This window comes from Nocardioides pymetrozini, assembly GCF_046058985.1.
Lineage (GTDB): Bacteria > Actinomycetota > Actinomycetes > Propionibacteriales > Nocardioidaceae > Nocardioides.
Genome location: NZ_CP175556.1, coordinates 3,098,283 through 3,122,839, shown reverse-complemented (window position 1 = coordinate 3,122,839; position 24,557 = coordinate 3,098,283). Strand labels below are relative to the sequence as shown.

The 24,557-nt window shown below is 73.3% G+C and carries 21 protein-coding genes and 1 riboswitch; of the genes, 18 read left to right on the top strand and 3 right to left on the bottom strand.

Annotation, left to right across the window (positions count from 1 at the left end):
- The first annotated feature begins 23 nt into the window (after positions 1–23).
- The 11 genes from ACJ5H2_RS15315 to ACJ5H2_RS15265 all read left to right on the top strand — a co-directional run bounded on the left by ACJ5H2_RS15315 (position 24) and on the right by ACJ5H2_RS15265 (position 12,340).
- On the top strand, positions 24–623 hold the full coding sequence (locus ACJ5H2_RS15315) for a class I SAM-dependent methyltransferase (RefSeq protein WP_408896275.1): 600 nt from the start codon (positions 24–26) through the stop codon (positions 621–623).
- Between the two features lie 47 nt (positions 624–670).
- Positions 671–1,390: a TIGR03936 family radical SAM-associated protein gene (locus ACJ5H2_RS15310; protein ID WP_408896274.1), complete on the top strand. Its 720-nt coding sequence runs from the start codon at positions 671–673 to the stop codon at positions 1,388–1,390.
- Between the two features lie 316 nt (positions 1,391–1,706).
- Positions 1,707–4,643 carry an Rne/Rng family ribonuclease gene (locus ACJ5H2_RS15305; RefSeq protein ID WP_408896273.1) on the top strand — a complete coding sequence of 979 codons (2,937 nt, stop codon included), beginning with the start codon at positions 1,707–1,709 and terminating at the stop codon, positions 4,641–4,643.
- A gap of 185 nt (positions 4,644–4,828) precedes the next feature.
- On the top strand, positions 4,829–5,131 hold the full coding sequence (gene rplU, locus ACJ5H2_RS15300; RefSeq protein ID WP_408899641.1) for a 50S ribosomal protein L21: 303 nt from the start codon (positions 4,829–4,831) through the stop codon (positions 5,129–5,131).
- Between the two features lie 38 nt (positions 5,132–5,169).
- Positions 5,170–5,424 (top strand): 50S ribosomal protein L27, encoded by a 255-nt coding sequence (gene rpmA, locus ACJ5H2_RS15295; RefSeq protein WP_408896272.1) that lies wholly within the window; start codon positions 5,170–5,172, stop codon positions 5,422–5,424.
- 137 nt (positions 5,425–5,561) lie between these two features.
- Positions 5,562–7,127 carry a GTPase ObgE gene (obgE, locus tag ACJ5H2_RS15290; RefSeq protein WP_408896271.1) on the top strand — a complete coding sequence of 522 codons (1,566 nt, stop codon included), beginning with the start codon at positions 5,562–5,564 and terminating at the stop codon, positions 7,125–7,127.
- On the top strand, positions 7,120–8,235 hold the full coding sequence (proB, locus tag ACJ5H2_RS15285; protein WP_408896270.1) for a glutamate 5-kinase: 1,116 nt from the start codon (positions 7,120–7,122) through the stop codon (positions 8,233–8,235). The genes obgE and proB overlap by 8 nt, the downstream gene beginning before the upstream one ends.
- A 179-nt stretch (positions 8,236–8,414) precedes the next feature.
- Positions 8,415–9,590, top strand: coding sequence for a cysteine desulfurase family protein (locus ACJ5H2_RS15280; protein ID WP_408896269.1), 1,176 nt, complete (start codon positions 8,415–8,417; stop codon positions 9,588–9,590).
- 13 nt (positions 9,591–9,603) lie between these two features.
- A complete protein-coding gene (gene mnmA, locus ACJ5H2_RS15275) occupies positions 9,604–10,719 on the top strand; it encodes a tRNA 2-thiouridine(34) synthase MnmA (protein ID WP_408896268.1) in 1,116 nt (371 codons plus the stop codon).
- Positions 10,716–11,732, top strand: a complete 1,017-nt coding sequence (locus ACJ5H2_RS15270; RefSeq protein WP_408896267.1) for a methionine synthase — start codon at positions 10,716–10,718, stop codon at positions 11,730–11,732. Before mnmA ends, ACJ5H2_RS15270 begins: the two co-directional genes overlap by 4 nt.
- Before the next feature lie 65 nt (positions 11,733–11,797).
- Entirely contained in the window at positions 11,798–12,340 is a 543-nt protein-coding gene (locus ACJ5H2_RS15265; RefSeq protein ID WP_408896266.1) for a type 1 glutamine amidotransferase domain-containing protein, read from the top strand.
- 65 nt (positions 12,341–12,405) lie between these two features.
- On the opposite strand, the gene ACJ5H2_RS15260 is transcribed toward ACJ5H2_RS15265, so the two are convergent.
- Together ACJ5H2_RS15260 and ACJ5H2_RS15255 are read right to left on the bottom strand one after the other, a co-directional pair.
- Entirely contained in the window at positions 12,406–14,061 is a 1,656-nt protein-coding gene (locus ACJ5H2_RS15260; protein WP_408896265.1) for an MFS transporter, read from the bottom strand.
- Positions 14,062–14,101: 40 nt separating this feature from the next.
- A complete protein-coding gene (locus ACJ5H2_RS15255) occupies positions 14,102–14,707 on the bottom strand; it encodes a TetR/AcrR family transcriptional regulator (protein WP_408896264.1) in 606 nt (201 codons plus the stop codon).
- A 160-nt stretch (positions 14,708–14,867) separates the two neighbouring features.
- On the opposite strand from ACJ5H2_RS15255, the gene ligA reads away from it, so the two are divergent.
- Both ligA and ACJ5H2_RS15245 read left to right on the top strand, forming a co-directional pair.
- Positions 14,868–16,973, top strand: coding sequence for an NAD-dependent DNA ligase LigA (gene ligA, locus ACJ5H2_RS15250; RefSeq protein ID WP_408896263.1), 2,106 nt, complete (start codon positions 14,868–14,870; stop codon positions 16,971–16,973).
- 4 nt (positions 16,974–16,977) lie between these two features.
- Positions 16,978–18,012: an alpha/beta hydrolase family protein gene (locus ACJ5H2_RS15245; protein WP_408896262.1), complete on the top strand. Its 1,035-nt coding sequence runs from the start codon at positions 16,978–16,980 to the stop codon at positions 18,010–18,012.
- A 28-nt stretch (positions 18,013–18,040) separates the two neighbouring features.
- Here the strand turns inward: ACJ5H2_RS15245 and ACJ5H2_RS15240 are convergent, their stop codons facing one another.
- Positions 18,041–18,469, bottom strand: a complete 429-nt coding sequence (locus ACJ5H2_RS15240) for a hypothetical protein (protein WP_408896261.1) — start codon at positions 18,467–18,469, stop codon at positions 18,041–18,043.
- A gap of 43 nt (positions 18,470–18,512) precedes the next feature.
- Between ACJ5H2_RS15240 and gatC the strand changes: the two genes are divergently transcribed.
- From gatC to ACJ5H2_RS15215, 5 genes are all read left to right on the top strand, one after another.
- Positions 18,513–18,812, top strand: a complete 300-nt coding sequence (gene gatC / locus ACJ5H2_RS15235) for an Asp-tRNA(Asn)/Glu-tRNA(Gln) amidotransferase subunit GatC (RefSeq protein ID WP_215814895.1) — start codon at positions 18,513–18,515, stop codon at positions 18,810–18,812.
- On the top strand, positions 18,809–20,356 hold the full coding sequence (gene gatA, locus ACJ5H2_RS15230) for an Asp-tRNA(Asn)/Glu-tRNA(Gln) amidotransferase subunit GatA (protein WP_408896260.1): 1,548 nt from the start codon (positions 18,809–18,811) through the stop codon (positions 20,354–20,356). The genes gatC and gatA overlap by 4 nt, the downstream gene beginning before the upstream one ends.
- On the top strand, positions 20,353–21,846 hold the full coding sequence (gene gatB / locus ACJ5H2_RS15225) for an Asp-tRNA(Asn)/Glu-tRNA(Gln) amidotransferase subunit GatB (protein WP_408896259.1): 1,494 nt from the start codon (positions 20,353–20,355) through the stop codon (positions 21,844–21,846). Before gatA ends, gatB begins: the two co-directional genes overlap by 4 nt.
- A gap of 179 nt (positions 21,847–22,025) precedes the next feature.
- Positions 22,026–22,101: riboswitch (cobalamin riboswitch) on the top strand.
- 99 nt (positions 22,102–22,200) lie between these two features.
- Positions 22,201–23,685, top strand: a complete 1,485-nt coding sequence (locus ACJ5H2_RS15220; RefSeq protein ID WP_408896258.1) for a hypothetical protein — start codon at positions 22,201–22,203, stop codon at positions 23,683–23,685.
- Positions 23,685–24,551, top strand: coding sequence for a hypothetical protein (locus ACJ5H2_RS15215; RefSeq protein WP_408896257.1), 867 nt, complete (start codon positions 23,685–23,687; stop codon positions 24,549–24,551). The genes ACJ5H2_RS15220 and ACJ5H2_RS15215 overlap by 1 nt, the downstream gene beginning before the upstream one ends.
- Positions 24,552–24,557 lie beyond the last annotated feature (6 nt).

Below are 24,557 nucleotides of genomic sequence, written 5' to 3'. Positions count from 1 at the left end.
CGGGCGCGGCTACCATCGCGGGTATGCAGGACACCACGGCTGCCGACTACACGGCGCGACTTCGCGCGAAGCAGGATGTCTGGTGGAAGCGTGCCTTGCACGTCCAGGCCCCTTACCAATGGAACATCCGCAGGCAGGGCCTCGGCCGCACACTGGAGATCGGGTGCGGGATCGGCCGCAACCTGGCGACGCTGTCGGCCGGCTCCGTCGGCGTCGATCACAACGTCGAGTCGATCGAGGAGGCGCGGTCCCGCGGCTATGCGGCGCTGACGGTCGAGGAGTGGGAGCGCTCCGACCTCCGCGTGCCCGACGCCTTCGACGGCTTCCTGGTCGCCCACGTGATCGAGCACATGGATGGCGAGCAGGCACGGGCGATGATGAACGACTACCTGCCCTACCTCCGGCCCGGGGGCCGGGTCCTCTTCGTCTGCCCGCAGGAGCGGGGCTACGACAGCGACCCGACGCACGTGGAGTTCGTCGACGGCGAGGCACTGTGCGCCCTGGCCGTGGACGTCGGGCTGGTCCCGCAGAAGTCCTTCAGCTTCCCCTTCCCGCGGTTCACCGGCAAGGCGTTCATCTACAACGAGTTCTGCGTGGTCGCGACGAAGCCCGTGCACTCCTGACGGGCGCCAGTTCGCCCGTCCGCAGGCCAGGCTCGTAATCTCCACGCGTGAGTCGTCAGCAGCCCGAACAGCAGGCACCGCCGGTCCAGCGGATCAGGATCCGGTACGCCAAGCGCGGCCGGCTGCGCTTCACCAGCCACCGCGACGTCAGCCGCGCCATCGAGCGGGCCGTCGTGCGGGCGGGGATCCCGATGGCGTACTCGTCGGGCTTCCACCCGCACCCGCGGATCTCCTACGCCGGGGCGTCGCCGACCGGGGCGGCCAGCGAGTCGGAGTACGTCGAGCTGGGGCTCGCCGAGGTGCGCGAGCCCGTCGCGGTGGGGGAGGCACTGGACGCCGTCCTGCCCGACGGGCTCGACGTGGTCGCGGCGGTCGACGCGGCGTCGTCGGCGGCCGGCTCGCTGTCGGACCTGCTCACCGCGAGCCATTGGCTGATCGACCTCGGGTCGACCCCGGTGGAGCTGGCGCAGCAGGCGGTCGCGGCCTTCCTGGCGACCGACTCGGTCACGGTCGAGCGGATGACCAAGAAGGGGCTGCGCAGCTTCGACTGCCGCGCCGCGGTGGTCCGGCTGACCGTGACCCCCGAGGGTGACCTCGACCTGGTGCTGGAGCACACCGTGCCCGCCGTACGCCCCGACGACGTGGTCACCGGCCTGCGGGAGGCGAGTGGGCTCGAGGTTCCCGCGACCGGCCTGCTGACCCGGGTCGCGCAGGGCGTCCTCGACCGGGCGAGCGGTGCCATCGGCGATCCTCTGGCGACCCGCTGACGCGGCGGAGATGCCGGCCGGGCGGGGGCCGTGTGCGATACTCGCCACAGATTTCCACCCGCGCGCGTCCCACAGGACAGCGTGCGGCGAGATCGACGACGTTCTCGCCGGACGGCAGGTGACTGACCGCCCGGCACGGTGGAGACGGACCACCGCCCGACGCGACGCGCACGGCGACCGCGGCAGGCGAGCGGCCCGCCTCCGGCGACGCACGAACCGCGGAGGGTGTCGTCCCACGAAGGCTTGTGGCGCCGCCCCGTGCGCGCGCCGATGACACCCCGGGAACGTGAGCGGTCCCGGGCGGAGGAGTAGCGCCATGACCGACGCGCCCACGAACACCCCGAACGAGAGCCCCGCCGAGGCGCCCGCCCCCGCGGAGGCCGCGGAGAAGCCCGCCAAGCCGGCGAAGAAGGCCGCCGCGAAGAAGACGGCCGCCAAGAAGGCCCCGGCGAAGAAGGCCGCCGCCAAGAAGACCGCGGCCAAGAAGGCCCCGGCGAAGAAGGCCGCCGCCAAGAAGACCGCGGCCAAGAAGACGGCGAGCAGGGCCAAGGCCAAGGCGGAGGCCGCGCCGACCTCCGAGCAGCTCGAGCTGGCGACCGACGTGGCGCCCGCGCTCACCCCCGACGCCGCGCCAGAGGTGAGCGCCGAGGAGGCGAGGACCATCGCCGCCGCGCCCTCGACCGCGGTGCTCTTCCAGGCGCCCGTGGCGACGGCGACCCCGGCGACGGAGCCTGCCGAGGAGGACGACGAGGCCGGTGAGGCCCTCACCGCCGAGGCCGCGGCGACCGGGGAGGACTCCGGCGAGCGGTCCGGCGGGGCCGAGGCGACGACCGAGGACGCGGCCGAGGAGACCGCCGACGAGAACGCCGAGGAGAACGCCGAGGAGAACGCCGACGACGTGACCGCGACGGACGCCGAGGCCGCGGACCAGGCCACGGGCGAGGACGCCGCGGACGAGACCGACGGCGACGAGGACGCCGACGAGGCGGGCTCCGGCTCGGGCAACGCCCGCCGTCGCCGTCGCCGGGGCGGCCGCCGTCGTCGTAAGCCCTCGACCGGCGCCGACGGGGCCGAGGACGCGGACGGCGCCAGCGGCGAGGACGCCGACGGCGCCGAGGCTGCTCCCGCCACCGGGACCGGCGACGCGGCCGAGTCCGCGGACACCGCCGGTGACGGCGAGGAGTCCGAGGACGGCGAGGGTGCCTCGTCCGGGGGCTCCACCTCCTCGCGCCGGCGCCGCCGACGCCGTCGCGCCGGTGAGGGCGGCGACACCGAGGGCGACGACCCGGAGAACACCGTCACGCGAGTCCGCAAGCCGCGCTCGCCCGAGGACGAGATCACGGCCGTGTCGGGCTCGACCCGCCTCGAGGCCAAGAAGCAGCGCCGTCGCGAGGGCCGCGAGGCCGGTCGCCGCCGCGCTCCCATCGTCAGCGAGGCGGAGTTCCTCGCGCGCCGCGAGTCGGTCGAGCGGGTGATGGCCGTCCGGCAGCGCAAGGACCTCACCCAGATCGCCGTCCTCGAGGACAAGGTCCTCGTCGAGCACTATGTCGCCCGCGAGTCACAGACCTCGCTCATCGGCAACGTCTACCTCGGCCGCGTGCAGAACGTGCTGCCCTCGATGGAGGCGGCGTTCATCGACATCGGCAAGGGGCGCAACGCGGTGCTCTACGCCGGCGAGGTCAACTGGAGCTCGCTCGGCCACAAGGACGGCGAGCCCCGCAAGATCGAGTCCGTCCTGCAGTCCGGCCAGACCGTCCTCGTCCAGGTCACCAAGGACCCGATCGGCCACAAGGGCGCCCGGCTCACCAGCCAGGTCAGCCTCGCCGGCCGGTTCCTGGTGTACGTCCCCGACGGCACCACCTCCGGCATCTCGCGCAAGCTCCCCGACACGGAGCGCTCGCGCCTGAAGAACCTGCTCAAGGAGATCGTTCCCGACACCGCGGGCGTGATCGTGCGCACCGCCGCCGAGGGCGCCTCGGAGGAGGAGCTGACCCGCGACGTCGAGCGGCTCAAGGCGCGGTGGGAGGAGATCGAGGCCAAGGTCGCCAAGGGCAACGCGCCGCAGCTTCTCTACGGCGAGCCGGACCTCACGCTCAAGGTGGTCCGCGACCTGTTCACCGAGGACTTCGCCAAGCTGGTCATCCAGGGCGACGACGCGTGGGCGATGGTCAAGGAGTACGTCGAGCAGGTCGCCCCCGACCTCTCCGAGCGCCTCGAGCGTCACGAGCCGGGGGACGGCGTGGCCGACCTGTTCTCGACGTACCGGATCGACGAGCAGATCGCGAAGGGCCTGGACCGCAAGGTCTGGCTGCCCTCGGGCGGCTCGCTCATCATCGACCGCACCGAGGCGATGACCGTCGTCGACGTCAACACCGGGAAGTTCACCGGCTCCGGCGGCAACCTCGAGGAGACGGTCACCAAGAACAACCTGGAGGCCGCCGAGGAGATCGTGCGCCAGCTGCGGCTGCGCGACATCGGCGGGATCATCGTCGTCGACTTCATCGACATGGTGCTCGAGTCGAACCGCGACCTCGTGCTGCGCCGGCTCGTGGAGTGCCTCGGCCGCGACCGCACCCGCCACCAGGTCGCCGAGGTCACCTCGCTCGGCCTGGTGCAGATGACCCGCAAGCGGATCGGCACCGGTCTGCTCGAGGCGTTCAGCGAGACCTGCAGCCACTGCCAGGGCCGCGGCATCGTGGTCCACGACCTGCCCGTCGAGCCCAAGCGCGGCGGCGGGGAGCAGGACGAGCCCCGTCGCGCCAGCCGGCGCCGCAAGGGCAAGGGCGGGGGGCAGGCCGAGGCCGCAGCCGAGGCGCCCAAGGCGGTCCCGACCCCGAAGGACGTCGCCGCCATGGCCAAGCATCCGGACGAGCACGCCGACGAGCAGCCCGCCAAGCAGCCCGCCGAGCAGCCCGCCGAGCAGCCCGCGGAGCAGCCGGTGGCCGAGCCGACGCCCGAGCCCCAGCCCGAGCCGACCCCCGAGCCCCAGCCCGAGCCGACCCCTGAGCCGACCCCTGAGCTCGCGCCGACGCCCGAGCCCGAGCCCGAGCCCGAGCCGGAGCCTGTGGTGGCGGTGGCGACGACCACCGTGGTGACCCGGACCCGCCGTCGCTCGGCCAGCCGCCCGGCGGGACCGCCGACCACGGAGGGCGCGGTCGAGGAGGCCCCGACGCCCGCCGAGGAGCCGCCGGCCGAGGAGCCGCACGTCGAGCACGTGCCGGTCAAGCGCAAGGGCGGCTCGCGCAAGCGGTAGTCGCGTGCCGGGCCGGACTCCGACGCCGTGGTTTTGGTGGATCCGGCCCGGCTGCGTAACATTGTTCGTCGGTGCGCCGCCGAGGCGTTCCGTTCTGCTGGCACCCGGCATCGCGCGACGTAGCTCGCGACGTGGGATCCGCAGTGTGCCGTAGACCCAGACGTTGAACCAGAAGGAGCCCGGTGGTGTACGCGATCGTGCGCGCAGGCGCGAAGCAGGAGAAGGTCGCTGTCGGCGACGTCATCGAGATCGACAAGGTCGCCACGCCCGCGGGCGAGACGCTGACCCTCCCGGTCGTGCTCGCCGTGGACGGCGACAAGGTCACCAGCACCGGCCTCGACAAGGCCGCGGTGACGGTCGAGGTCCTCGGCGCCACCAAGGGCCCGAAGATCATCATCCAGAAGTACAAGAACAAGACCGGCTACAAGAAGCGCCAGGGTCACCGCCAGAAGTACACCCAGGTCAAGGTCACCGACATCAAGCTCTGAGTCCCCACCGGGCTCGACACACTCCGAAGGACTGAAACATGGCACACAAGAAGGGCGCGGCGTCCACCAAGAACGGCCGCGACTCCAACGCCCAGCGCCTCGGCGTGAAGCGCTTCGGCGGCCAGCTCGTCAACGCCGGCGAGATCATCGTCCGTCAGCGCGGCACCCACTTCCACCCGGGCTCCGGCGTCGGTCGCGGCGGCGACGACACCCTGTTCGCGCTGGTCCCCGGCGCGGTCGAGTTCGGCAAGAAGCGCGGCCGCAAGGTCGTCAACATCGTCCCGGGAGAGTGAGCTGACGCTTCGCTGATCACGAGGTCGAGCGCACGCCGCCGACCCACCCGAGGATTCGAAGGGCGTCCCCGTCGGGGCGCCCTTCGTCCATTTGGTTCGAGGCTCGCGCCTCGACCACCGTAGGAGAGACTGAACCCATGGCCGTGCCCAGCTTCGTCGACCGTGTCGTCCTCTTCGTGGCCGCCGGCCGCGGAGGGAACGGCGTCGCGTCGGTCCATCGCGAGAAGTTCAAGCCGCTCGGCGGTCCCGACGGCGGGAACGGCGGTCCGGGCGGCTCGGTCATCCTGCGGGTCGACCCCGACGTCACCACCCTGCTCGACTACCACCACAGCCCGCGCCGCAAGGCCGAGCACGGCGGCCACGGCGCCGGCGACCGCCGCAACGGGGCGCACGGCGCCGACCTGGTGCTGCCGGTCCCGGCGGGCACGGTCGTCAAGCAGCGCAACGGCGAGGTGATCGCCGACCTGGTCACGCCGGGCGCGGAGCTGGTCGTCGCCCAGGGCGGCCGTGGTGGGCTCGGCAACGCGGCCCTGGCGTCGAAGTCCCGCAAGGCGCCCGGATTCGCCCTGCTCGGTGAGCCCGGCGACGAGCTCGAGGTCGTCCTCGAGCTCAAGGTGGTCGCCGACATTGGGCTGGTGGGCTATCCCAGCGCCGGAAAGTCCAGCCTGATCGCCGCGATCTCCCGGGCGCGGCCCAAGATCGCCGACTACCCGTTCACCACGCTTGTGCCGAACCTCGGCGTCGTCACCGCAGGCGAGACGGTGTTCACCGTCGCCGACGTGCCCGGGCTGATCGAGGGCGCCGCCGAGGGCAGGGGTCTCGGCCACGACTTCCTGCGCCACATCGAGCGCTGCGCGGCGATCGTGCACGTCCTCGACACCGCCACCCTCGAGCCCGGCCGCAACCCGGTGGACGACCTCGAGGTGATCGAGGACGAGCTGCGCCGGTACGGCGGCCTCGAGGACCGCCCCCGCCTGGTCGCCCTCAACAAGGTCGACGTCCCCGACGGCCGCGGCATCGCCGAGCTGGTCGTGCAGGAGCTGCGCGAGCGCGGCCTGCGCGTCTTCGAGATCTCGGCCGTCTCGGGAGAGGGCACCCGCGAGCTGATCTTCGCCATGGCCGAGATCGTGGCCGAGGCGCGGCGCGCGAAGGCGTCCGAGATCCCCGCGCGGATCGTCGTACGGCCCAAGGCCGTGGACGACGACGGCTTCACCGTCAAGCGCACCGGCGCCGGCTGGCGGGTCAGCGGCACCAAGCCCGAGCGCTGGGTGCGCCAGACCGACTTCAGCAACGACGAGGCCGTCGGCTACCTCGCCGACCGCCTCAACCGCCTGGGGGTGGAGGCGAAGCTGCTCGCCCTGGGCGCGGAGGAGGGCGACGCCGTCCTGATCGGGCCCGCCGACGACTCGGTGGTCTTCGACTTCCGGCCGGGCATCGACGCCGGCGCCGAGAACCTGTCGCGGCGCGGCGAGGACGACCGCTTCCACGAGGACCGCCCGGCGGCCGCGCGCCGCCGCGAGATCCAGGAGCGCATGGGCGAGCGGGCCGAGGGCGAGACCCGGGCCGACGTGGCGCGGCGCCTCGACCAGCCCGACGTCTACGGCCCGAGCTCCTACGAGATCGGATCGGAGGAGGACCCGGACGCGAGGCCGGTGGCCATCGACCCGGACGACGACTGGCTGGAGGACGACCCCGGTGAGTGAGCGCGCCCTGGTGACGGCGGCCCGCAGGATCGTGGTCAAGGTCGGCTCGTCGTCGCTGACCACCGCGTCGGGCGGCATCGACCCGGACCGGATGAGCGCGCTCGTCGACGTCCTCGCCGGCGCCCGCGCCCGCGGTGCGGAGGTCGTGCTCGTCTCCTCGGGCGCGATCGCGGCCGGCCTGGCCCCGCTGGGCCTCAAGCGGCGCCCTCGCGGGCTCGCCGCACAGCAGGCCGCGGCCAGTGTCGGCCAGGGTCTGCTCGTGCACCGCTACACCGAGGAGCTGGCGCGCCACGGACTGATCGCCGGACAGGTCCTGCTCACGCTCGACGACGTCACGCGGCGCTCCCACTACCGCAACGCGCACCAGACCTTCGCCCAGCTCCTCGAGCTCGGGGTGATCCCGATCGTCAACGAGAACGACACCGTCGCCACCACCGAGATCCGCTTCGGCGACAACGACCGGCTGGCGGCGCTCGTCGCCCACCTGGTCCACGCCGACCTCCTGGTCCTGCTCTCCGACGTGGACGGCCTGTACGACGGCCCGCCCTCCCGCCCCGGAGCGCGGATGATCGCGGACGTCCGTGGTGCCGAGGACCTCGATGACGTGGTCGTCGGATCGGTGGGGGCCGCCGGCGTCGGGACGGGCGGCATGGTGACCAAGGTCGACGCCGCCGCCATCGCGACCGGCTCCGGGATCCCCGTGGTGCTCACCTCGGCGGACCGCGCCGGCGAGGCGTTGGCGGGCAAGCCGGTCGGGACCCTGTTCCACCCCACCGGCAAGCGGCGTCCCACCCGGCTGCTGTGGCTGCGGCACGCCACCGAGGCCAAGGGGGCGCTGGTCCTCGACGCCGGCGCGGTGCGCGCCGTCGCGGAGCGCCGCGCCTCGCTCCTGGCGGCGGGCGTCACCGGCGTCCAGGGCGACTTCAGCGCGGGCGACCCCGTCGACCTCCTCGGTCCCGACGGCCGCGTGGTCGCCCGCGGCCTGGTGAACTTCGACGCCGGGGAGATCCCGTCCCTGCTCGGCCGGTCCTCGAAGGAGCTCAAGCGCGAGCTGGGCGCCGCCTACGAGCGCGAGGTCATCCACCGCGACGATCTCGTCGTCCTCTAGCGTCCGTCATCCCCGACGAGGTGTGAGAGAAGGGGGTACGAGGTGTGAGAAAAGGCGCTGCCCAACACGCTCGCGCCCCCACGTCTCACCCCTCGCGCCCCCACTTCTCACACCTCGCGCGCGCAGTGGGCCCCGGCGGTTGGTCGTCGCCGACGGCGGCGCCGTAACCTGGAGACCTCATGAGCCACTCCCGGACGGTCTACCTCGACCACGCCGCGACGACGCCGATGTGCGATGTCGCGGTCGAGGCGATGACCGCCCACCTGCGCGAGGTCGGGAACGCGAGCTCCCTGCACGCGTCCGGGCGTCGCGCCCGCCGGATCGTCGAGGAGTCGCGCGAGACCGTCGCGCAGGCGCTGGGCGCCCGCCCCGCGGAGGTCGTGTTCACCTCCGGCGGCACCGAGGCCGACAACCTGGCCGTGAAGGGCCTCTACTGGTCGCGGCGCGACGCCGACCCGCGGCGCACCCGGATCCTCGCCACCGCGGTGGAGCACCATGCGGTGCTCGACGCGCTGGCCTGGCTCGAGGAGCACGAGGGGGCCCAGGTCGAGCTGCTGCCGGTCGACCGCGACGGCCGGCTCGAGGTCGAGGCCCTGCGCGCGAGCGTGGAGCGCGACCCCGGCTCGGTCGCCCTGGTGACGGTGATGTGGGCCAACAACGAGGTCGGCACGCTGCAGCCGGTCACCGAGGCCGTCGCCATCGCGCGGCCGCACGCGATCCCCGTCCACACCGATGCCGTCCAGGCGGTCGGCGCCACCCCGGTCGACTTCGCGGCCGCCGGCGTCGACGCGCTGTCGCTGTCGGGACACAAGGTCGGCGGTCCGCAGGGCGTGGGCGCGCTCGTCGTACGACGCGAGGTCGAGCTGGCCGCGCTCGTGCACGGCGGCGGCCAGGAGCGCGACGTGCGCAGCGGGACGCTCGACGTCCCAGCCATCGCCGGGTTCGCCGCCGCGGTCGAGCTGGCCGTCAAGCAGCAGGTCGAGCACGCCACCCGGATCGCCGAGCTGCGCGACGACCTGGTGCGCGCGGTACGCGCCGCCGTTCCGGACGCGGTGCTCAACGGCGACCCCCGCGACCGCCTGCCCGGCAACGCCCACCTGAGCTTCCCCGGCTGCGAGGGTGACTCGCTGCTCATGCTCCTCGACGCGCGCGGCATCGAGTGCTCCACCGGGTCGGCCTGCTCGGCAGGGGTGCCGCAGCCCTCGCACGTTCTGCTCGCGATGGGGCGCAGCAGCGACGAGGCGCGCAGCTCCCTGCGCTTCAGCCTCGGTCACACCAGCACCCCCGCCGACGTCGAGGCGCTCGCCGCGGCGATCGGCCCGTGCGTCGAGCGCGCCCGCGCGGCGCGCGCGTGAGCCGGAGCCACCGGTGAAGGTCGTCGCCGCGATGTCCGGGGGAGTGGACTCCGCCGTCGCAGCCGCCCGGGCCGCCGAGGCCGGGCACGAGGTCACCGGCATCCATCTCGCGCTGTCGCGCAACCCCGCGTCGTACCGCAGCGGCGCGCGCGGCTGCTGCACGATCGAGGACGCCAACGACGCCCGGCGGGCGGCGGACGTCATCGGCATCCCGTTCTACGTCTGGGACCTGTCCGACCGCTTCCACGCCGACGTGGTCGAGGACTTCATGGACACCTACGCGGCGGGGCAGACGCCGAACCCCTGCCTGCGCTGCAATGAGAAGATCAAGTTCGCCGCGGTCCTGGACCGGGCGCTGGGTCTCGGGTTCGACGCGGTCGCCACCGGCCACTACGCGACCGTGCGCACCTCGGCGAGCGGCGACGTCGAGCTGCACCGGGCGGCCGACGCGGCCAAGGACCAGTCGTACGTCCTGGGCGTCCTGGACGAGACGCAGCTGCGCCATTCGCTGTTCCCCCTGGGCGACACCACCAAGGACCGGGTCCGCGCCGAGGCCGCGGCGCGCGGGCTGCTGGTCGCCGACAAGCCGGACAGTCACGACATCTGCTTCGTCGCCGACGGCGACAACGCCGGATGGCTGCGCGAGAAGCTCGGCGACCGCGCGCCCAACCACGGCGGCGAGATCCGCGACGAGGCGACCGGCGAGGTCCTCGGCCGCCACGAGGGCACCTACCGGTTCACGATCGGCCAGCGCAAGGGCCTGCGCCTCGGGCGTCCCGCCCCCGACGGGCGTCCCCGCTACGTGCTCGACATCGAGCCCGTCTCCGGGACGGTCGTCGTCGGGCCACGCGAGCGGCTGGCCGTCGACCGTGTCGAGGGCGACCGGGTCCGCTGGTGCGGGCGCCCGCTCGCCGCCGGCACCGTCCTCGACGGTGACGGCGTCACCGTCCAGCTGCGCGCGCACGGCGCCGAGCACCGTGCCCTCGTCCGTGTCGGCCCCGACGAGCTGCACGTCGACCTGCTCGACCCCGCGGACGGCATCGCGCCCGGCCAGGCCGTCGTCGTGTACGACGGCACGCGGGTCGTCGGCTCGGCGACGATCGTCCGGACCCGGCGGGTGGCTGCGTGACCGCCCCGCTGAGGGCCACCGGGATCGGCTCCTTCCCGGGCGACTCGCAGCGCGACTACGACGAGGCGCTCGCCGTCGTCCTCGGGGAGCTGGCCGCCGACGAGCGGGGGCTGCCCTTCGTGCCGGAGGTCCCCGGCCGCGGGCCGACGGCCGGGATGACCGGACGCACCCTCGGGCTGGTCACCGAGCTCGACGCCGACCTCCAGCCGGAGGGATGGCGACTGACCGGCACCTCGGGTGCCCCCGCGCTCGACCAGCGTCGTGCGCGCAGCCTCCTTGCCCAGGACCTCGACGGCCTGGAGGAGCGCGCGAGCGGCCACACCGGTGCCTTCAAGGTGCAGGTCACCGGGCCGTGGACCTTGGCGGCGAGCGTCGAGCGGCCACGCGGGGACAAGGTGCTGGCCGACCACGGCGCCCGCCGTGAGCTCGCCCAGGCCCTGGCCCTCGCGGTGACCGACCACGTCGCCGACCTGCGCCGCCGGCTGCCCGCCGCCGGGGAGCTGGTCGTGCAGATCGACGAGCCCGCGCTGCCGGCCGTCCTGGCCGGCGCCGTCCCCACGGCCTCGGGGTTCGGCCGGCACCGGACCGTCCACCCGCCCGAGGCGAGCGAGACCCTCGCCGGGGTGGTCGCCGCCGCCGCCGAGGCGGGCGCGACGCCGTGGGTGCACTGCTGTGCCGCCGGCGTCCCGATCGGGCTGCTGCGCGGCGCCGGCGCTCGCGGCGTGATGGTCGACCTCGACCTGCTCGACGCCGACGGGCACGACGCGGCGGCGGAGGCGCTCGAGGCGGGCGACACGGTGGCGCTCGGGATCGTGCCGACCACCGGGGAGGTGCCGTCCGAGGGGCAGGTCGTGGAGCGGGTGCTGCGCTGGCTCGACATGCTCGGGCTCGACCCGGAGGCCGTCGCCGGCGGCCTCGTCGTGACGCCGGCCTGCGGCCTGGCCGGGAGCGCCGCCGAGCGGGCGCGCCGGGTCACCGAGCTCCTGCGATCGGTGGCGCGCTCGCTGGGCTGAGCGCGTCGTACGACTGGGCGGCGGCCGGCGGGGTACCGACCGGGCTCCCGACCAAGGAGCAACGAATGCCCGACCTGACCGGCAAGCGCGTCGCCATCATCACCGGCGACCACGTCGAGGAGCCCGAGCTCGTGGGACCCCGCGACCGCCTGCGGGAGGCCGGCGCCGAGGTCCTCGTCCTCTCCCGCGACGGCGCGCCGGTCCAGGCGGTCGAGGGGGACGTCGAGCCGACGCGGCGGATCGAGGTCGACGGCGCCTACGAGGACCTGGACGCCGACGCGATCGACGCCCTGGTCGTCCCGGGCGGCACCGTCAACGCCGACCGGCTGCGCACCGACGAGCGGGCGCAGACCCTGGCGCGCAAGGTCGCGGGATCGGGCAAGCCACTGGCCGTCATCTGTCACGGGCCGTGGCTGCTGGTCTCGTCCGGCCTCGTCGACGGCTTCCGGCTGACCAGCTGGCCCAGCCTGCAAGACGACATCCGCAACGCCGGTGGGCACTGGGTCGACGCCGAGGTGGTCGTGGACCGCAACCTGGTGACCAGCCGCAAGCCCGACGACGTACCGGCCTTCGTCGAGGCGCTCGCTCGGCTGCTCGCCGCCGGTTGAGACGGACCGAGGGCCCGCCGGAGGATCGCTCCGGCGGGCCCTCGGGTCGTCCCGGGACGTCGGGATCAGCCGACGTGCACGCCCTCGGGGGCGTCGGTCGCCAGCTCGGTGTGCTTGACGTTGAGGAACGCCCAGATCACCGCGGACGCCGCCAGCATCAGGAGCGAGGCCACCAGGAAGGCGTGGGTCGCGCCCTCGGGGAAGCTCGAGCCGAAGATCGCGGCCTCGAGGAAGCTGAGGTCGGTGCCGGGCACCGCCGCGTTCGGGTCGCCGCCGCCGGCGACGATCGCCTCCGCCATCGGGCCCGCGACCTCGCTGGCCTGGTTGTTGGAGAAGTGGAGCGCCACGGTGCTCAGGGTCGCGAGACCGAGCGCGCCGCCCACCTGCTGCATGGTGTTGAGCACACCCGAGCCGATGCCGGAGTCCTCACTCCGCACGTGGTGCACGGCGGTGAGGGTCATCGGCACGAACACCATGCCCATGCCGAAGGACATCAGGACGATGAACGGGAAGACGTGCGCCCAGTAGTTGATGTCCGCGCCGCCGTCGGCCAGCGCGCCCAGCACCGCCTTCGGGGACTCGTCGACCGGGATCCGCGAGAACATGAAGAGCGCCGCGGCCGCCAGCAGGGTGCCGGTGCCCGCGAGGTAGCGGGCGTCGATCCGGGAGACCAGGTTGGACGCGAGGCCCGCGCCGAAGACGATGCCGAACGAGAACGGCAGGAACGCGAAGCCGGCCTCGAGCGGGCCGAAGCCCATGATCTGCTGGATGAACAGGCTCAGGAAGTAGAACATCGCGAACATCGCGGCCGGGGCGATCATCATCGCCGCGAAGCTGGTCGCCCGCGTGCGGTTGGCGAAGATCCGGATCGGCAGCAGCGGGTGGGCGACGCGCGACTCGATGACCGCGAACGCGACGAGGAGCACGACACCTGCCACCAGGGAGGTGATGGTCTGCGCGTGGTCCCAGCCGTAGGCCTCCTCGCCGGCGCGCGAGAGTCCGAACACGATGCCGAGCAGGCCGAGGGTGCCGGTGATGGCGCCGGGGATGTCCATCTCGCCGGGGTGGGACTCGGACTCCGCCAGGACGCGGGGAGCGAGGAAGGCGGCCACGAGGCCGATCGGGACGTTGATGAGGAAGGTCAGCCGCCACCCGTCGACGTCGATGCCGAGGAAGGAGTCGAGGCCGGTGAGCCAGCCGCCGAGGATCAGGCCGATCGCCGCGCCGACGCCGGACATCGTCGCGTACGCCGCCATCGCCCGGTTGCGCTGCGGGCCGGCCGGGAAGGTCGTGGTGATCAGGGCCAGCGCCGCGGGCGCCGCCATGGCCGCACCGATGCCCTGGAGGGCACGGGAGGCGAGCAGCAGTCCCTCGCTCGTCGCGAGACCGCCGAGGAGGGAGGCCACGGCGAAGGTGGCCAGGCCGAGCATGAACAGGCGGCGGCGGCCGTACAGGTCGCCGAGACGGCCGCCGAGCAGCAGCAGCCCGCCGAACGCGAGGGCGTAGCCGGTCACGATCCAGGTGAGGTTGGCCTGCGAGATGGACAGGTCGGCACCGATGTAGGGCAGCGCGATGTTGGCGATGGTGGCGTCGAGCACCACCATCAGCTGCGCGGTGAGGATCAGCACGAGCGCGAGCCCGGCGTGCTTGGTGGGAGTGGTCACCTCGGCGTCTGCGGACGAGGTCGTCTCCGCAGGGTCGAGTGATTCGACGTTGGTCATGGTGTTCCTTCGTGTGGGTGGAGAGGAGAGGGTGGAGCGGTCAGCCGCGGGTGGCGGCGGGAATGATCACCTGGTCGACCACGCGGGCGATCAGGTCGGGTGTCGGCTGCTCGCCGAGGAGGAACATGCGGTGCAGCACGATGCCGGGCAGCGCCGCGGTGAGGATGTCGAGGTCGAGGTCCTCGCGCAGCTCGCCGCGCTGGCGGGCCCGCTCGTACACCTCCCGCCCGACGGCGACCTTGGGGGCGATGAACCGCTCCCGGAAGGCCGCGGCGAACTGCGGGTCACGCCCGATCGCGGTGACCACGCTGCCGAGCAGCGAGGTCTGGTGGCGGTCGGTGAGGCCACCGGTCCCGCAGAACATGCTGAGCAGGTCCTCGCGCAGGCTTCCCGTGTCCGGGGGCGCCTGCAGGGGGGTCTTCTCCGACATCAGGGCGTCGATGACGAGGGCGGCCTTGCCCTCCCACTTGCGGTAGAGGGTCGCCTTCGACGCCTTGGCCTGGGCGGCGACGGCATCCATGGTCAGCCGGTCGTAGCCGACCTCGACGAGCACGGCCAGGGCCGCGTCGAGGATCTCCTGCTCGCGGTCGCCCTCGACGCGGGGTCGGGTGGGCGCCTCGGGGGAGCTCGGCTTGCGGGGGGACACGGGGCCTCCGGGGATCGGGTCGGATGAAACGAAACGGTTCCGTTCTGAATAGATAATACGGAACGGTTTCGTTTCGTCAACTTCATTTCTCGGGGATCGATTCCCGACCCTGCCGCAGACCGCCGACACCGTGTCGGAGCGACAGGGAAGAATGCGGTCCATGAGCGACGCCGCCGACCTCCCCGTCGTCCCGCCCGAGGCCCGCGACGAGCACGCCACGCTCGTCGACGAGGTGGAGGAGGCCCGCTGGCGCTACTACGTCCTCGACCAGCCGACCCTCTCCGACGCCGACTTCGACGCGCGGATGCGGCGGCTGGAGCAGCTGGAGGAGGAGTACGCCGAGCTCCGGACGCCGGACTCGCCCACCCAGAAGGTCGGGGGAGCGGTGTCGACGGAGTTCACCGCGGTCGACCATCTCCAGCGGATGGAGAGCCTCGACAACGCCTTCTCCTTCGAGGAGCTGGGCGCCTGGTACGCCCGCCTGTCCCGCGACGGCATCGCCGACCCCGCCCTGCTGTGCGAGCTCAAGGTCGACGGCCTGGCCATCAACCTGCTCTACGAGCAGGGACGTCTGGTCCGGGCGCTGACGCGCGGCGACGGGCGGACCGGCGAGGACGTCACGCCCAACGTGCGGACCATCGACTCGGTCCCTCACCGGCTGACCGGCACCGACGAGTTCCCGGTGCCCGCTCTGGTGGAGGTGCGCGGCGAGGTGTTCTTGCCCGTCGAGGCCTTCGAGGCGCTCAACGTGGCGATGACCGAGGCCGGCAAGCCCGCGTTCGCCAACCCGCGCAACGCCGCCGCCGGGTCGCTGCGCCAGAAGGACCCGCGGGTCACCGCCACCCGCGCCCTCGGGATGGTCTGCCACGGCATCGGCGCACGCGAGGGCTTCGAGCCCACCGCCCAGTCGGAGGCCTACCGGGCGCTCGCGGCGTGGGGCCTGCCCGTCTCCGAGCGGGTCGAGGTGGTGCCGACGCTCGCCGACGTCGAGGGCTACATCGCCCACGCCGGGGAGCACCGCCACAGCCTGGTGCCCTACGAGATCGACGGCGTCGTGGTGAAGGTCGACGACGTCGCCCTCCAGCGGCGGCTCGGCTCGACCAGCCGCGCGCCCCGCTGGGCGATCGCGTACAAGTACCCGCCCGAGGAGGTCAACACCCTGCTCAAGGACATCCGGGTCAACACCGGGCGCACCGGCCGTGTGACGCCGTACGGCGTCATGGAGCCGGTGCGCGTCGCGGGCTCGACCGTCGAGATGGCCACCCTCCACAACGCGCACGAGGTGCGCCGCAAGGACGTGCGGCCGGGCGACACCGTCGTGCTGCGCAAGGCCGGCGACGTGATCCCGGAGATCGTCGGGCCGGTGCTGCCGCTGCGGCCCGAGGGCCTCGCGGAGTGGGAGATGCCGACCCACTGCCCGGCGTGCGGCACCGAGCTGGTCCAGCAGAAGGAGGGCGACAAGGACCTGCGCTGCCCCAACCACGAGCACTGCCCCGCGCAGGTCCGCGAGCGCGTCTTCCATGTCGCCGGGCGCGGCGCGTTCGACATCGAGGGCCTGGGCTACGAGGCGGCCGTCGCGCTGCTCGAGGCCGGGGCGATCGCCAACGAGGGCGACATCTTCGACCTCGACGCCGCGCGCCTGCTCACCGCCCCGCTCTTCACGCGCGCGCCCAAGAAGGGGGAGGAGGGCCCCCAGCTCAGCGCCAACGGCGAGAAGCTCCTCGCCCACCTGGCCGAGCGCAAGCAGGTCCCGCTGTGGCGGGTCCTCGTCGCCCTCTCCATCCGCCACGTCGGGCCCACCGCGGCCCGTGCCCTGGCCACCGAGTTCGGCTCGATGGCCGCGATCCGGGGGGCCTCGGAGGCCGAGCTGGCCGCCGCCGAGGGCGTCGGCCCGACCATCGCCGCCGCCGTCATCGAGTGGTTCGGCGTCCCGTGGCACACCGCGATCGTCGACAAGTGGGAGGCCGCCGGCGTCGCGATGGCCGACGAGCGCGACGAGAGCGTGCCGCGCACCCTCGAGGGCCTCACCATCGTCGTCACCGGCTCGTTGCAGGACTTCTCCCGCGACTCGGCGAAGGAGGCGATCCTGTCCCGCGGCGGCAAGGCCGCCGGGTCGGTCTCGAAGAAGACCGACTTCGTGGTGGTGGGCGAGAACGCCGGCTCCAAGGCCGACAAGGCCGAGCAGCTGAAGATCCCGGTGCTCGACGAGGACGGCTTCAAGGCGCTGCTGCAGAACGGTCCGCCCGCCCCCGCCGAGGCACAATGACCGCATGAGGCGCTGGGTCCCCGTCGTGCTGCTCGCGCTGCTCGGCACCGCCTGCTCGAGCACCGGCGAGCGCGGCGGAGAGCGGGACGGGGCGCCGCCGCGTCCGGAGCCGAGCGTCTCGGCCGCACCCACCGCGGGCTCGCCCACTGCCGCGCAGCCCGCCGTGCCCCACCCGGTGTCACTGCCCGCGCTGGCGCGCAAGCAGTTCGACGGCGGTCGGCTGCGTCTCGGCGAGGAGGTGGCCCGCACCGCCGGCCACCGGCAGTACGCCGTCACCTACCGCGGCGGTGGGCTCACCCTGTCCGGGCGGCTCGCCGTCCCCGAGGGCCCGGGGCCGTTCCCCGCGGTCGTGCTCGCGCACGGCTACATCGACCCCGCGGCGTACGTGAACGGCCAGGGGATGACGCGCGAGCGCGCGTGGTTCGGCGAGCACGGCTACATCGCCCTCCACGTCGACTACCGCGGCCACGCCGGCTCCGACCCCGACGCCAGCCGCGGCCTCGACATGAGGCTCGGCTACACCGAGGACGTCGTGAACGCCGTCCACGCGCTGCGCTCGTGGGACGGCCCGGTCGACGACGAGCGGGTCGCCCTCGTCGGCCGCTCGATGGGCGGGGGCGTCGTCTACAACGCGCTCGCGGTGCAGCCCGGCCTGGTCGACGCGGCGGTGGTGTTCGCCCCGGTCAGCTCGGATGCCGTCGACAACTTCGAGCGCTGGATCCGCCCCGACCCCGGCCGCAGCACTGCCGCCCGCCGCATCCTGCGCGCGTACGGCGAGCCCAGCGAGCAGCCGGACTTCTGGGCCGGGATCAGCGCCCGGACCTACTTCCGCGACATCACCGAGCCGGTGCTCATCCATCACGGGACCTCCGACGACTCCTGCCCGATCCGCTGGAGCCGCGCCACCGCCCGGCTGATGGAGCGCGCCGGTGTCGACGTGACGATGCGGACCTACCCGGGCGAGGAGCACGCCTTCGGCCCGCAGTGGGGCCGGTCGATGGAGCGGACCGGCCGGTTCCTGCGCCGCCACCTCTCCTGAGGCGAGCCCGGCCGGCGCGGCCGACGGGTCAGAGCGAGGCGAGCCAGGTGTCGGCGGACACCGCGTCCGGCAGCCGCGCGACCTCGAGGCCCGGATGCGCGAGGCGCGCGCCCTCGACCCACCCCTGGTCCGGCTCGCGGGCGTCCGGGCGGATCCGGCGCAGCGTGCGCCGCACCCGGCCGGCGAAGGACGCGGCCTCGAGGTCCACCTGGACCAGGAGCTCGGCGCGCTCCAGCAGGACCGGCCGCGCCCACGCGTCCTCGGCGGTCGTCACCCATCCGCCGAAGGCCGCGAGCCGGGCCACCTCGGCCGGCCCGGACAGGTCGGCGAGCGGGACCAGCGGCACGTCGAGGGCGCCCGCCAGGCGCCGCAGGAAGCCGGTCAGCGCGTCGCCCGGCGTACCGGCGACCACCACGCGCTCCGGGAGCCGGCGTGGGGCGGGGGCAGGGACGTGCACCCGGCGAAGTCTAGGGACCGGATCGCCACCTAGAATCGCCGGCATGTCTCAACTCACCCGCGACGAGGTGGCCCACCTGGCCGACCTCGCCCGGATCGACCTCGACGACGCCGAGCTGGACCACCTGGCCCCCCAGCTCAACGTCATCCTCGAGGCGGTCGCGTCCATCAGCGGTGTGGCCGGCGACGACGTGCCGCCGACCTCGCACCCGATCCCGCTCACCAACGTCTTCCGCGAGGACGTCGTCGTGCCCGGCCTCACCGCCGAGCAGGCGCTGTCCGGCGCGCCGGAGGCCGAGGAGCAGCGGTTCCGGGTCCCGCGGATCCTGGGGGACGAGCAGTGAGTGAGCGAACCGACCAGGCGGCCGAGCTGATCAGGAAGACCGCCGCCGAGCTGGCCGACCTGCTGGCCGCGGGCGAGACGACCTCCGTGGAGGTCACCCAGGCGCACCTCGACCGGATCGCCGCCGTCGACGGCGACGCCGAGTCCGGCGTCCACGCCTTCCTCCACGTCGACGCCGAGGGCGCGCTGGCGCAGGCGGCAGCGTCCGACGCGCGCCGCGCGGCGGGGGAGACCCGCCACCTCCTCGACGGCGTCCCGATCGCGGTCAAGGACGTGCTCGCGACGCAGGGCCTGCCCACGACGTGCGGCTCGAAGATCCTCGAGGGCTGGGTCCCGCCGTACGACGCGACCGTGGTCGCCAAGATCAAGGCCGCCGGCCTGCCGATCCTGGGCAAGACCAACATGGACGAGTTCGCCATGGGCTCCTCGACCGAGCACTCGGCGTACGGCCCGACCCGCAACCCGTGGGACCAGTCACGGATCCCGGGCGGCTCCGGCGGCGGCTCGGCCGCTGCGGTGGCCGCCTTCGAGGCGCCGCTGGCCCTCGGCACCGACACCGGCGGCTCGATCCGCCAGCCCGGCGCGGTCACCGGCACCGTCGGCGTGAAGCCGACCTACGGCGGGGTGTCCCGCTACGGCCTCGTCGCGCTCGCCAACAGCCTCGACCAGGTCGGCCCGGTCACCCGGACCGTCCTCGACTCCGCCCTGCTGCACGAGCTGATCGGCGGCCACGACCCGCTCGACTCGACGTCGGTCGACACTCCCGTCGGCGGCTTCGTGGACGCCGCGCGCCAGGGCGCGGCGGGCGACCTCGCCGGCCTCAAGGTGGGCGTCATCAAGGAGCTGGCCGGCGACGGCTGGCAGCCGGGCGTGATGGAGCGCTTCGCCGAGACCGTCGCGCTGCTCGAGGACCTGGGCGCGGAGGTCACCGAGGTCTCGTGCCCGACCTTCGTGCACGCGATGGCGACCTACTACCTGATCCTGCCGGCCGAGTGCTCCTCCAACCTCGCCAAGTTCGACGCCATGCGCTACGGCCTGCGCGTCGTGCCTCAGGGCGACCCGAGCGCCGAGGCGGTCATGAAGGCCACCCGCGACGCCGGCTTCGGCGACGAGGTCAAGCGCCGGATCATGATCGGCACCTACGCCCTGTCGAGCGGCTACTACGACGCCTACTACGGCCAGGCGCAGAAGGTCCGCACGCTGATCTCCCGCGACTTCGCCGCGGCGTTCGAGGACGTCGACGTCCTGGTGTCGCCGACCTCGCCGACCACGGCCTTCCCCCTGGGGGAGAAGCTCGACGACCCGCTGGCGATGTACCTGCAGGATCTCGCGACGATCCCGGCCAACCTGGCCGGCGTACCGGGCATCTCGGTGCCCGCCGGCCTCGCCGAGGAGGACGGCCTGCCGGTCGGCTTCCAGGTGCTGGCGCCGGCGCTCGCCGACGAGCGGCTCTACCGCGTCGGCGCCGCCGTCGAGGCGGCCCTGACCTCCCGGTGGGGCGGTCCGATCCTGGCCAAGGCGCCGGAGCTGGAGGGTGGACGATGACCGAGGTGCTCGTTCCGTTCGACGAGGTCGTCGCCACGTACGACCCGGCCCTCGGCCTCGAGGTGCACGTCGAGCTCAACACCAACACGAAGATGTTCTGCGGCTGCCCGACGGAGTTCGGCGCCGCGCCCAACAGTCAGGTCTGCCCGACCTGCCTGGGCCTGCCGGGCGCGATGCCGGTCGTCAACGGCAAGGCCGTCGAGTCGGCGATCCGGATCGGGCTGGCGCTGAACTGCTCGATCGCGGAGTGGTGCCGGTTCGCCCGGAAGAACTACTTCTACCCGGACATGCCGAAGAACTTCCAGACCTCCCAGTACGACGAGCCGATCGCCTTCGACGGCTGGCTCGACGTCGAGGTGGACGGGGAGACCTTCCGGATCGAGATCGAGCGCGCCCACATGGAGGAGGACACCGGCAAGTCCACCCACGTCGGCGGGGCGACCGGCCGCATCCACGGCGCGGACTACTCGCTCGTGGACTACAACCGGGCCGGGATCCCTCTGATCGAGATCGTGACCCGGCCGATCCTGGTGCCGGCCGAGAAGGCGCCGGCGGTCGCCCGTGCGTACGTCGCCCAGCTCCGCGACCTGATCGTCGCCCTCGGCGTCTCCGACGCGCGGATGGACCAGGGGTCGATCCGCGCGGACGTGAACCTGTCCCTCGCCCCCAAGGGGGCGGGCGTGCTGGGCACGCGCTCGGAGACGAAGAACGTCAACTCGCTGCGCTCGGTCGAGCGGGCGGTGCGCTTCGAGATGTCCCGGCACGCCGGCATCCTGGACGCGGGCGGCTCGGTGCTGCAGGAGACCCGGCACTTCCACGAGGACACCGGGACGACGTCCTCGGGACGCGAGAAGTCCGACGCCGAGGACTACCGGTACTTCCCGGAGCCCGACCTCGTCCCCGTCGCCCCGTCGCGGGAGTGGGTCGAGGAGCTGCGCGGCACCCTGCCCGAGAACCCGACCCAGCGCCGGGCGCGGCTGCAGGCGGAGTACGGCTTCTCCGACCTCGAGATGCGCGACGTCTGGGCCGCGGGAGCGCTCCCGCTGATCGAGGCCACGGTCGCCGAGGGCACCGCGCCGCAGTCGGCCCGCAAGTGGTGGGTGGCCGAGCTGCTGCGCCGCGCCAACGACGCCGGCGTCGAGCTGGCCGAGGTCGGCGTGACGCCGCAGCAGGTCGCCGAGGTGCAGGCCCTGGTCGACGCGAAGACGATCAACGACAAGCTCGCGCGCCAGGTCTTCGACGGCCTGATCGCCGGCGAGGGCACCCCCGCGGAGATCATCGAGAAGCGCGGCCTGGCCCTGGTCTCCGACGACGGCCCGCTGCTCGCCGCGATCGACGAAGCGCTGGCCGCCCAGCCGGACATCGCCGACAAGATCCGCGGGGGCAACCACGCCGCCGCCGGCGCGATCATCGGCGCGGTCATGAAGGCCACCCGCGGCCAGGCCGACGCCGCCCGCGTGCGGGAGCTGATCCTGGAGAAGCTGGCCTGACGGCGAGCACCGCAGCTGTAACTGCCTGTTCGCGCTGCTACCTGACCTGTAGACGGGTCAGGTAGCGACAAGAACAGTTAGTTACAGCTGCGGAGTGCGCACCACGTGCGGCCGGATGCGGGCCAGGGCGGGCGGCAGAGGTACGCTGCCCCGGACACATCGACAACACGCCCGTGGTGGGGGAAGCCGGTCGAATCCCGGCGCTGACCCGCAACCGTGGACCGCCCCTCGGGGGAGCGGTGAGCCGGAGCACCCGCCGCAGCGCGTCCTGACACAACGCTGTCGCGGAGAGCAGCGGGTCAGCGGCACAGGACCACCTGGGCCCGCCCGCCGCCTGCAGCGGGAAGGCCCCACATGTCCCCTCGTTCGCTCGTACGCCGCTCGGTCGCGGCCGTCGCCGGCACCGCCGTCGCCGCCGGAGGACTGCTGGCCTTCTCCCCGGCTCCGGCCGCGCAGGCCGCCGACCCGACTGCCCAGAACGCGGGGTTGGCCTGGCTGGGCAAGCAGTTCGACGGCGCGAACCTGATCGCCGGGGATGTCACCTCCACGATCGAGTACGCGCTGTCCGCCACGGCGCTCGGTGCGACACCCGACGCCCGCGCCAAGCTCGGTGTCGATGCGGCACTCGAGAGCTATGTGGAGAAGGGCGACCAGAACGTCGCGATGGCGGCGATCTTCTACGAGACGGTCGGGGCCGACCCGACCGACACGCCGGCGGGCAATCTGATCGTGAAGCTCGAGGCAGCCATCGACGACACGACCGGCGAGCTCACGACCTACCCGTACACCTACGGCCAAGCGCTCGCCGTCCAGGCTCTCCGCGGCTCGGAGGCCGCCACAGAGACGGACAAGGCCTACGACTTCCTGGTCGGGAAGCAGCGGTGCGCGGACGGTGGCTTCGGGTGGGGCGCGACCGACGACCCGGCCACCTGCACCTCGTCCAGCGACGAGACCTCTCTCGGCATCCGCGCGATCAGTGGCATGGCCGGCTCGGAGGACGTCGTCGCCAGCGCCTCGGCATGGTTGGCTGGCCAACACCGCAACGGAGCGTTCGGGTACATCAGCTGGGTCGCGCCCTACGACTTCGTTGAGAGCGCCAACAGCACCGGGCTCGCCGCGGAGGCCCTGCGCCTGGCCGGCAGGACCGAGGCCGCGGCGAGCGCCGCCGCGTGGGTGCAGCGCCACCAGACAGTCGGCACGGCGTGCGACGGAAAGCTCTCGGTCGAGAAGGGTGCGATTCCCGCGGATGTGTCCTACGTGAGCGAGGGCAGGACGTTCGGGATCACCGCGGAGACGAGGTCCAGCTGGACGCTCGCGACCGCCCAGGCGGTCCGCGCGCTCCCGTCCGCGACCTCCGCCGCCGGTGCTCCGTCACTCAGCGTGCCGGCCTTCGTCCACGTCTCCGATCTGTTCGACGTGCGCGCGTCGGGCCTGGCGCCGAGTGGGAACGCCTGCGTGACTCTGGGCGGCTCGTCGGCGTGGGTCCAGGGCGGCAGCGCTTCCTTGAAGGCTCCTGCGGGCACCGGACGCCACCTGGTCACCCTGACCACGATCGGCGGCTCGGTCACGGCCACGGTGCACGCCCTCGCCGCGACCACGCTCAAGGTCAAGGCGCCCTCGACGGTGAAGGCCAAGAAGAAGGCCACGATCAAGGTCAAGCGGCTCGCGGCGGGCGAGTCCGTGACCGTGAAGATCGGCAAGAAGAAGGCCACCGGCACGGCCAACGCCCAGGGCGTGGCCACGGTGAAGGTCAAGGTCACCAAGCGCGGCAAGGCCAAGGTCAAGGTCAAGGGCCAGTTCCCCGACCGTCGGGGCAAGGCCACGATCCGGGTCGTCTGATGACGCTCCACGCGACGTTCCGCACGGCGGCCGCGACGATCCTCGTCGCGGGCGCCGTGGCGCTCCTTCCCCAGGGGCCGGCGCGTGCAGCGGCCTGCGGCGGCTCGACCGGCGTGTCGGTCGTCGTCGACTCCAACGAGCTCGGCGCGGGCATCAGCTCGGGCTGCGACCCGCACGTCGGCGACGACGTGGCGGCGAAGAACTTCGCCGACGCCGGCTACGCGCTGGAGTACAGCAAGGCCGCCGGCATGAGCGGCTTCGTCTGCAAGGTCAACGGCAACCCGAGCAACGGCGACTGCACCGAGACCGACTCCTACTGGAGTCTGTGGTGGTCCGACGGGAAGAGCGGCACCTGGACCTACGCCAACCGCGGCGTGGCCAGCCTGCGCATTCCCGACGGCGGCTATGTCGCCTTCTCCTGGCACAAGGGCAGCGGCCAGGCCGCGCCCCCGGACGTCGCCCCGACCCCGCGCGTGGTCGAGGCGAAGCCGACCCCCACCGCGAGCCCGACCCGGTCGACGGCCACGAAGAAGTCGCCCGCGGGGAAGAAGCCCACCCCGAGCGCGCCGGCCGCGACGAGCACGACGACCGCGAGCGTGACCCCGACCGCCACCCCGACCCCGAGCGGTACGCCGACGCCGACCGAGGCCGCGACCTCGACGGCCCCGACCGACGTCCCGAGCCAGACCTCGACCACTGGCCTGCCGTCGATCGACGAGATCACCGAGGGACCGGAGGCCACGGCCGCCGACGTGGACGCAGCGGACGGCGACGGCGGGTTCCCGGCGTGGCTGGGCGTCGGACTGGTCGTCCTCGTGCTGGGCGCGGCCGCCGCCGTACCCGTGCTCCGGCGCCGCCAGGGCTGACCCACG

What these genes read in the sequence shown, in the direction of transcription:
- ACJ5H2_RS15315 (WP_408896275.1), top strand. Translation starts at nt 24, where the DNA reads ATGCAGGACACCACGGCTGCCGACTACACGGCGCGACTTCGCGCGAAG.
- ACJ5H2_RS15305 (WP_408896273.1), top strand. Translation starts at nt 1,707, where the DNA reads ATGACCGACGCGCCCACGAACACCCCGAACGAGAGCCCCGCCGAGGCG.
- rpmA (WP_408896272.1), top strand. Translation starts at nt 5,170, where the DNA reads ATGGCACACAAGAAGGGCGCGGCGTCCACCAAGAACGGCCGCGACTCC.
- obgE (WP_408896271.1), top strand. Translation starts at nt 5,562, where the DNA reads ATGGCCGTGCCCAGCTTCGTCGACCGTGTCGTCCTCTTCGTGGCCGCC.
- ACJ5H2_RS15280 (WP_408896269.1), top strand. Translation starts at nt 8,415, where the DNA reads ATGAGCCACTCCCGGACGGTCTACCTCGACCACGCCGCGACGACGCCG.
- ACJ5H2_RS15265 (WP_408896266.1), top strand. Translation starts at nt 11,798, where the DNA reads ATGCCCGACCTGACCGGCAAGCGCGTCGCCATCATCACCGGCGACCAC.
- ACJ5H2_RS15260 (WP_408896265.1), bottom strand. Translation starts at nt 14,061, where the DNA reads ATGACCAACGTCGAATCACTCGACCCTGCGGAGACGACCTCGTCCGCA.
- ligA (WP_408896263.1), top strand. Translation starts at nt 14,868, where the DNA reads ATGAGCGACGCCGCCGACCTCCCCGTCGTCCCGCCCGAGGCCCGCGAC.
- ACJ5H2_RS15245 (WP_408896262.1), top strand. Translation starts at nt 16,978, where the DNA reads ATGAGGCGCTGGGTCCCCGTCGTGCTGCTCGCGCTGCTCGGCACCGCC.
- gatC (WP_215814895.1), top strand. Translation starts at nt 18,513, where the DNA reads ATGTCTCAACTCACCCGCGACGAGGTGGCCCACCTGGCCGACCTCGCC.
- gatB (WP_408896259.1), top strand. Translation starts at nt 20,353, where the DNA reads ATGACCGAGGTGCTCGTTCCGTTCGACGAGGTCGTCGCCACGTACGAC.
- ACJ5H2_RS15220 (WP_408896258.1), top strand. Translation starts at nt 22,201, where the DNA reads ATGTCCCCTCGTTCGCTCGTACGCCGCTCGGTCGCGGCCGTCGCCGGC.
- ACJ5H2_RS15215 (WP_408896257.1), top strand. Translation starts at nt 23,685, where the DNA reads ATGACGCTCCACGCGACGTTCCGCACGGCGGCCGCGACGATCCTCGTC.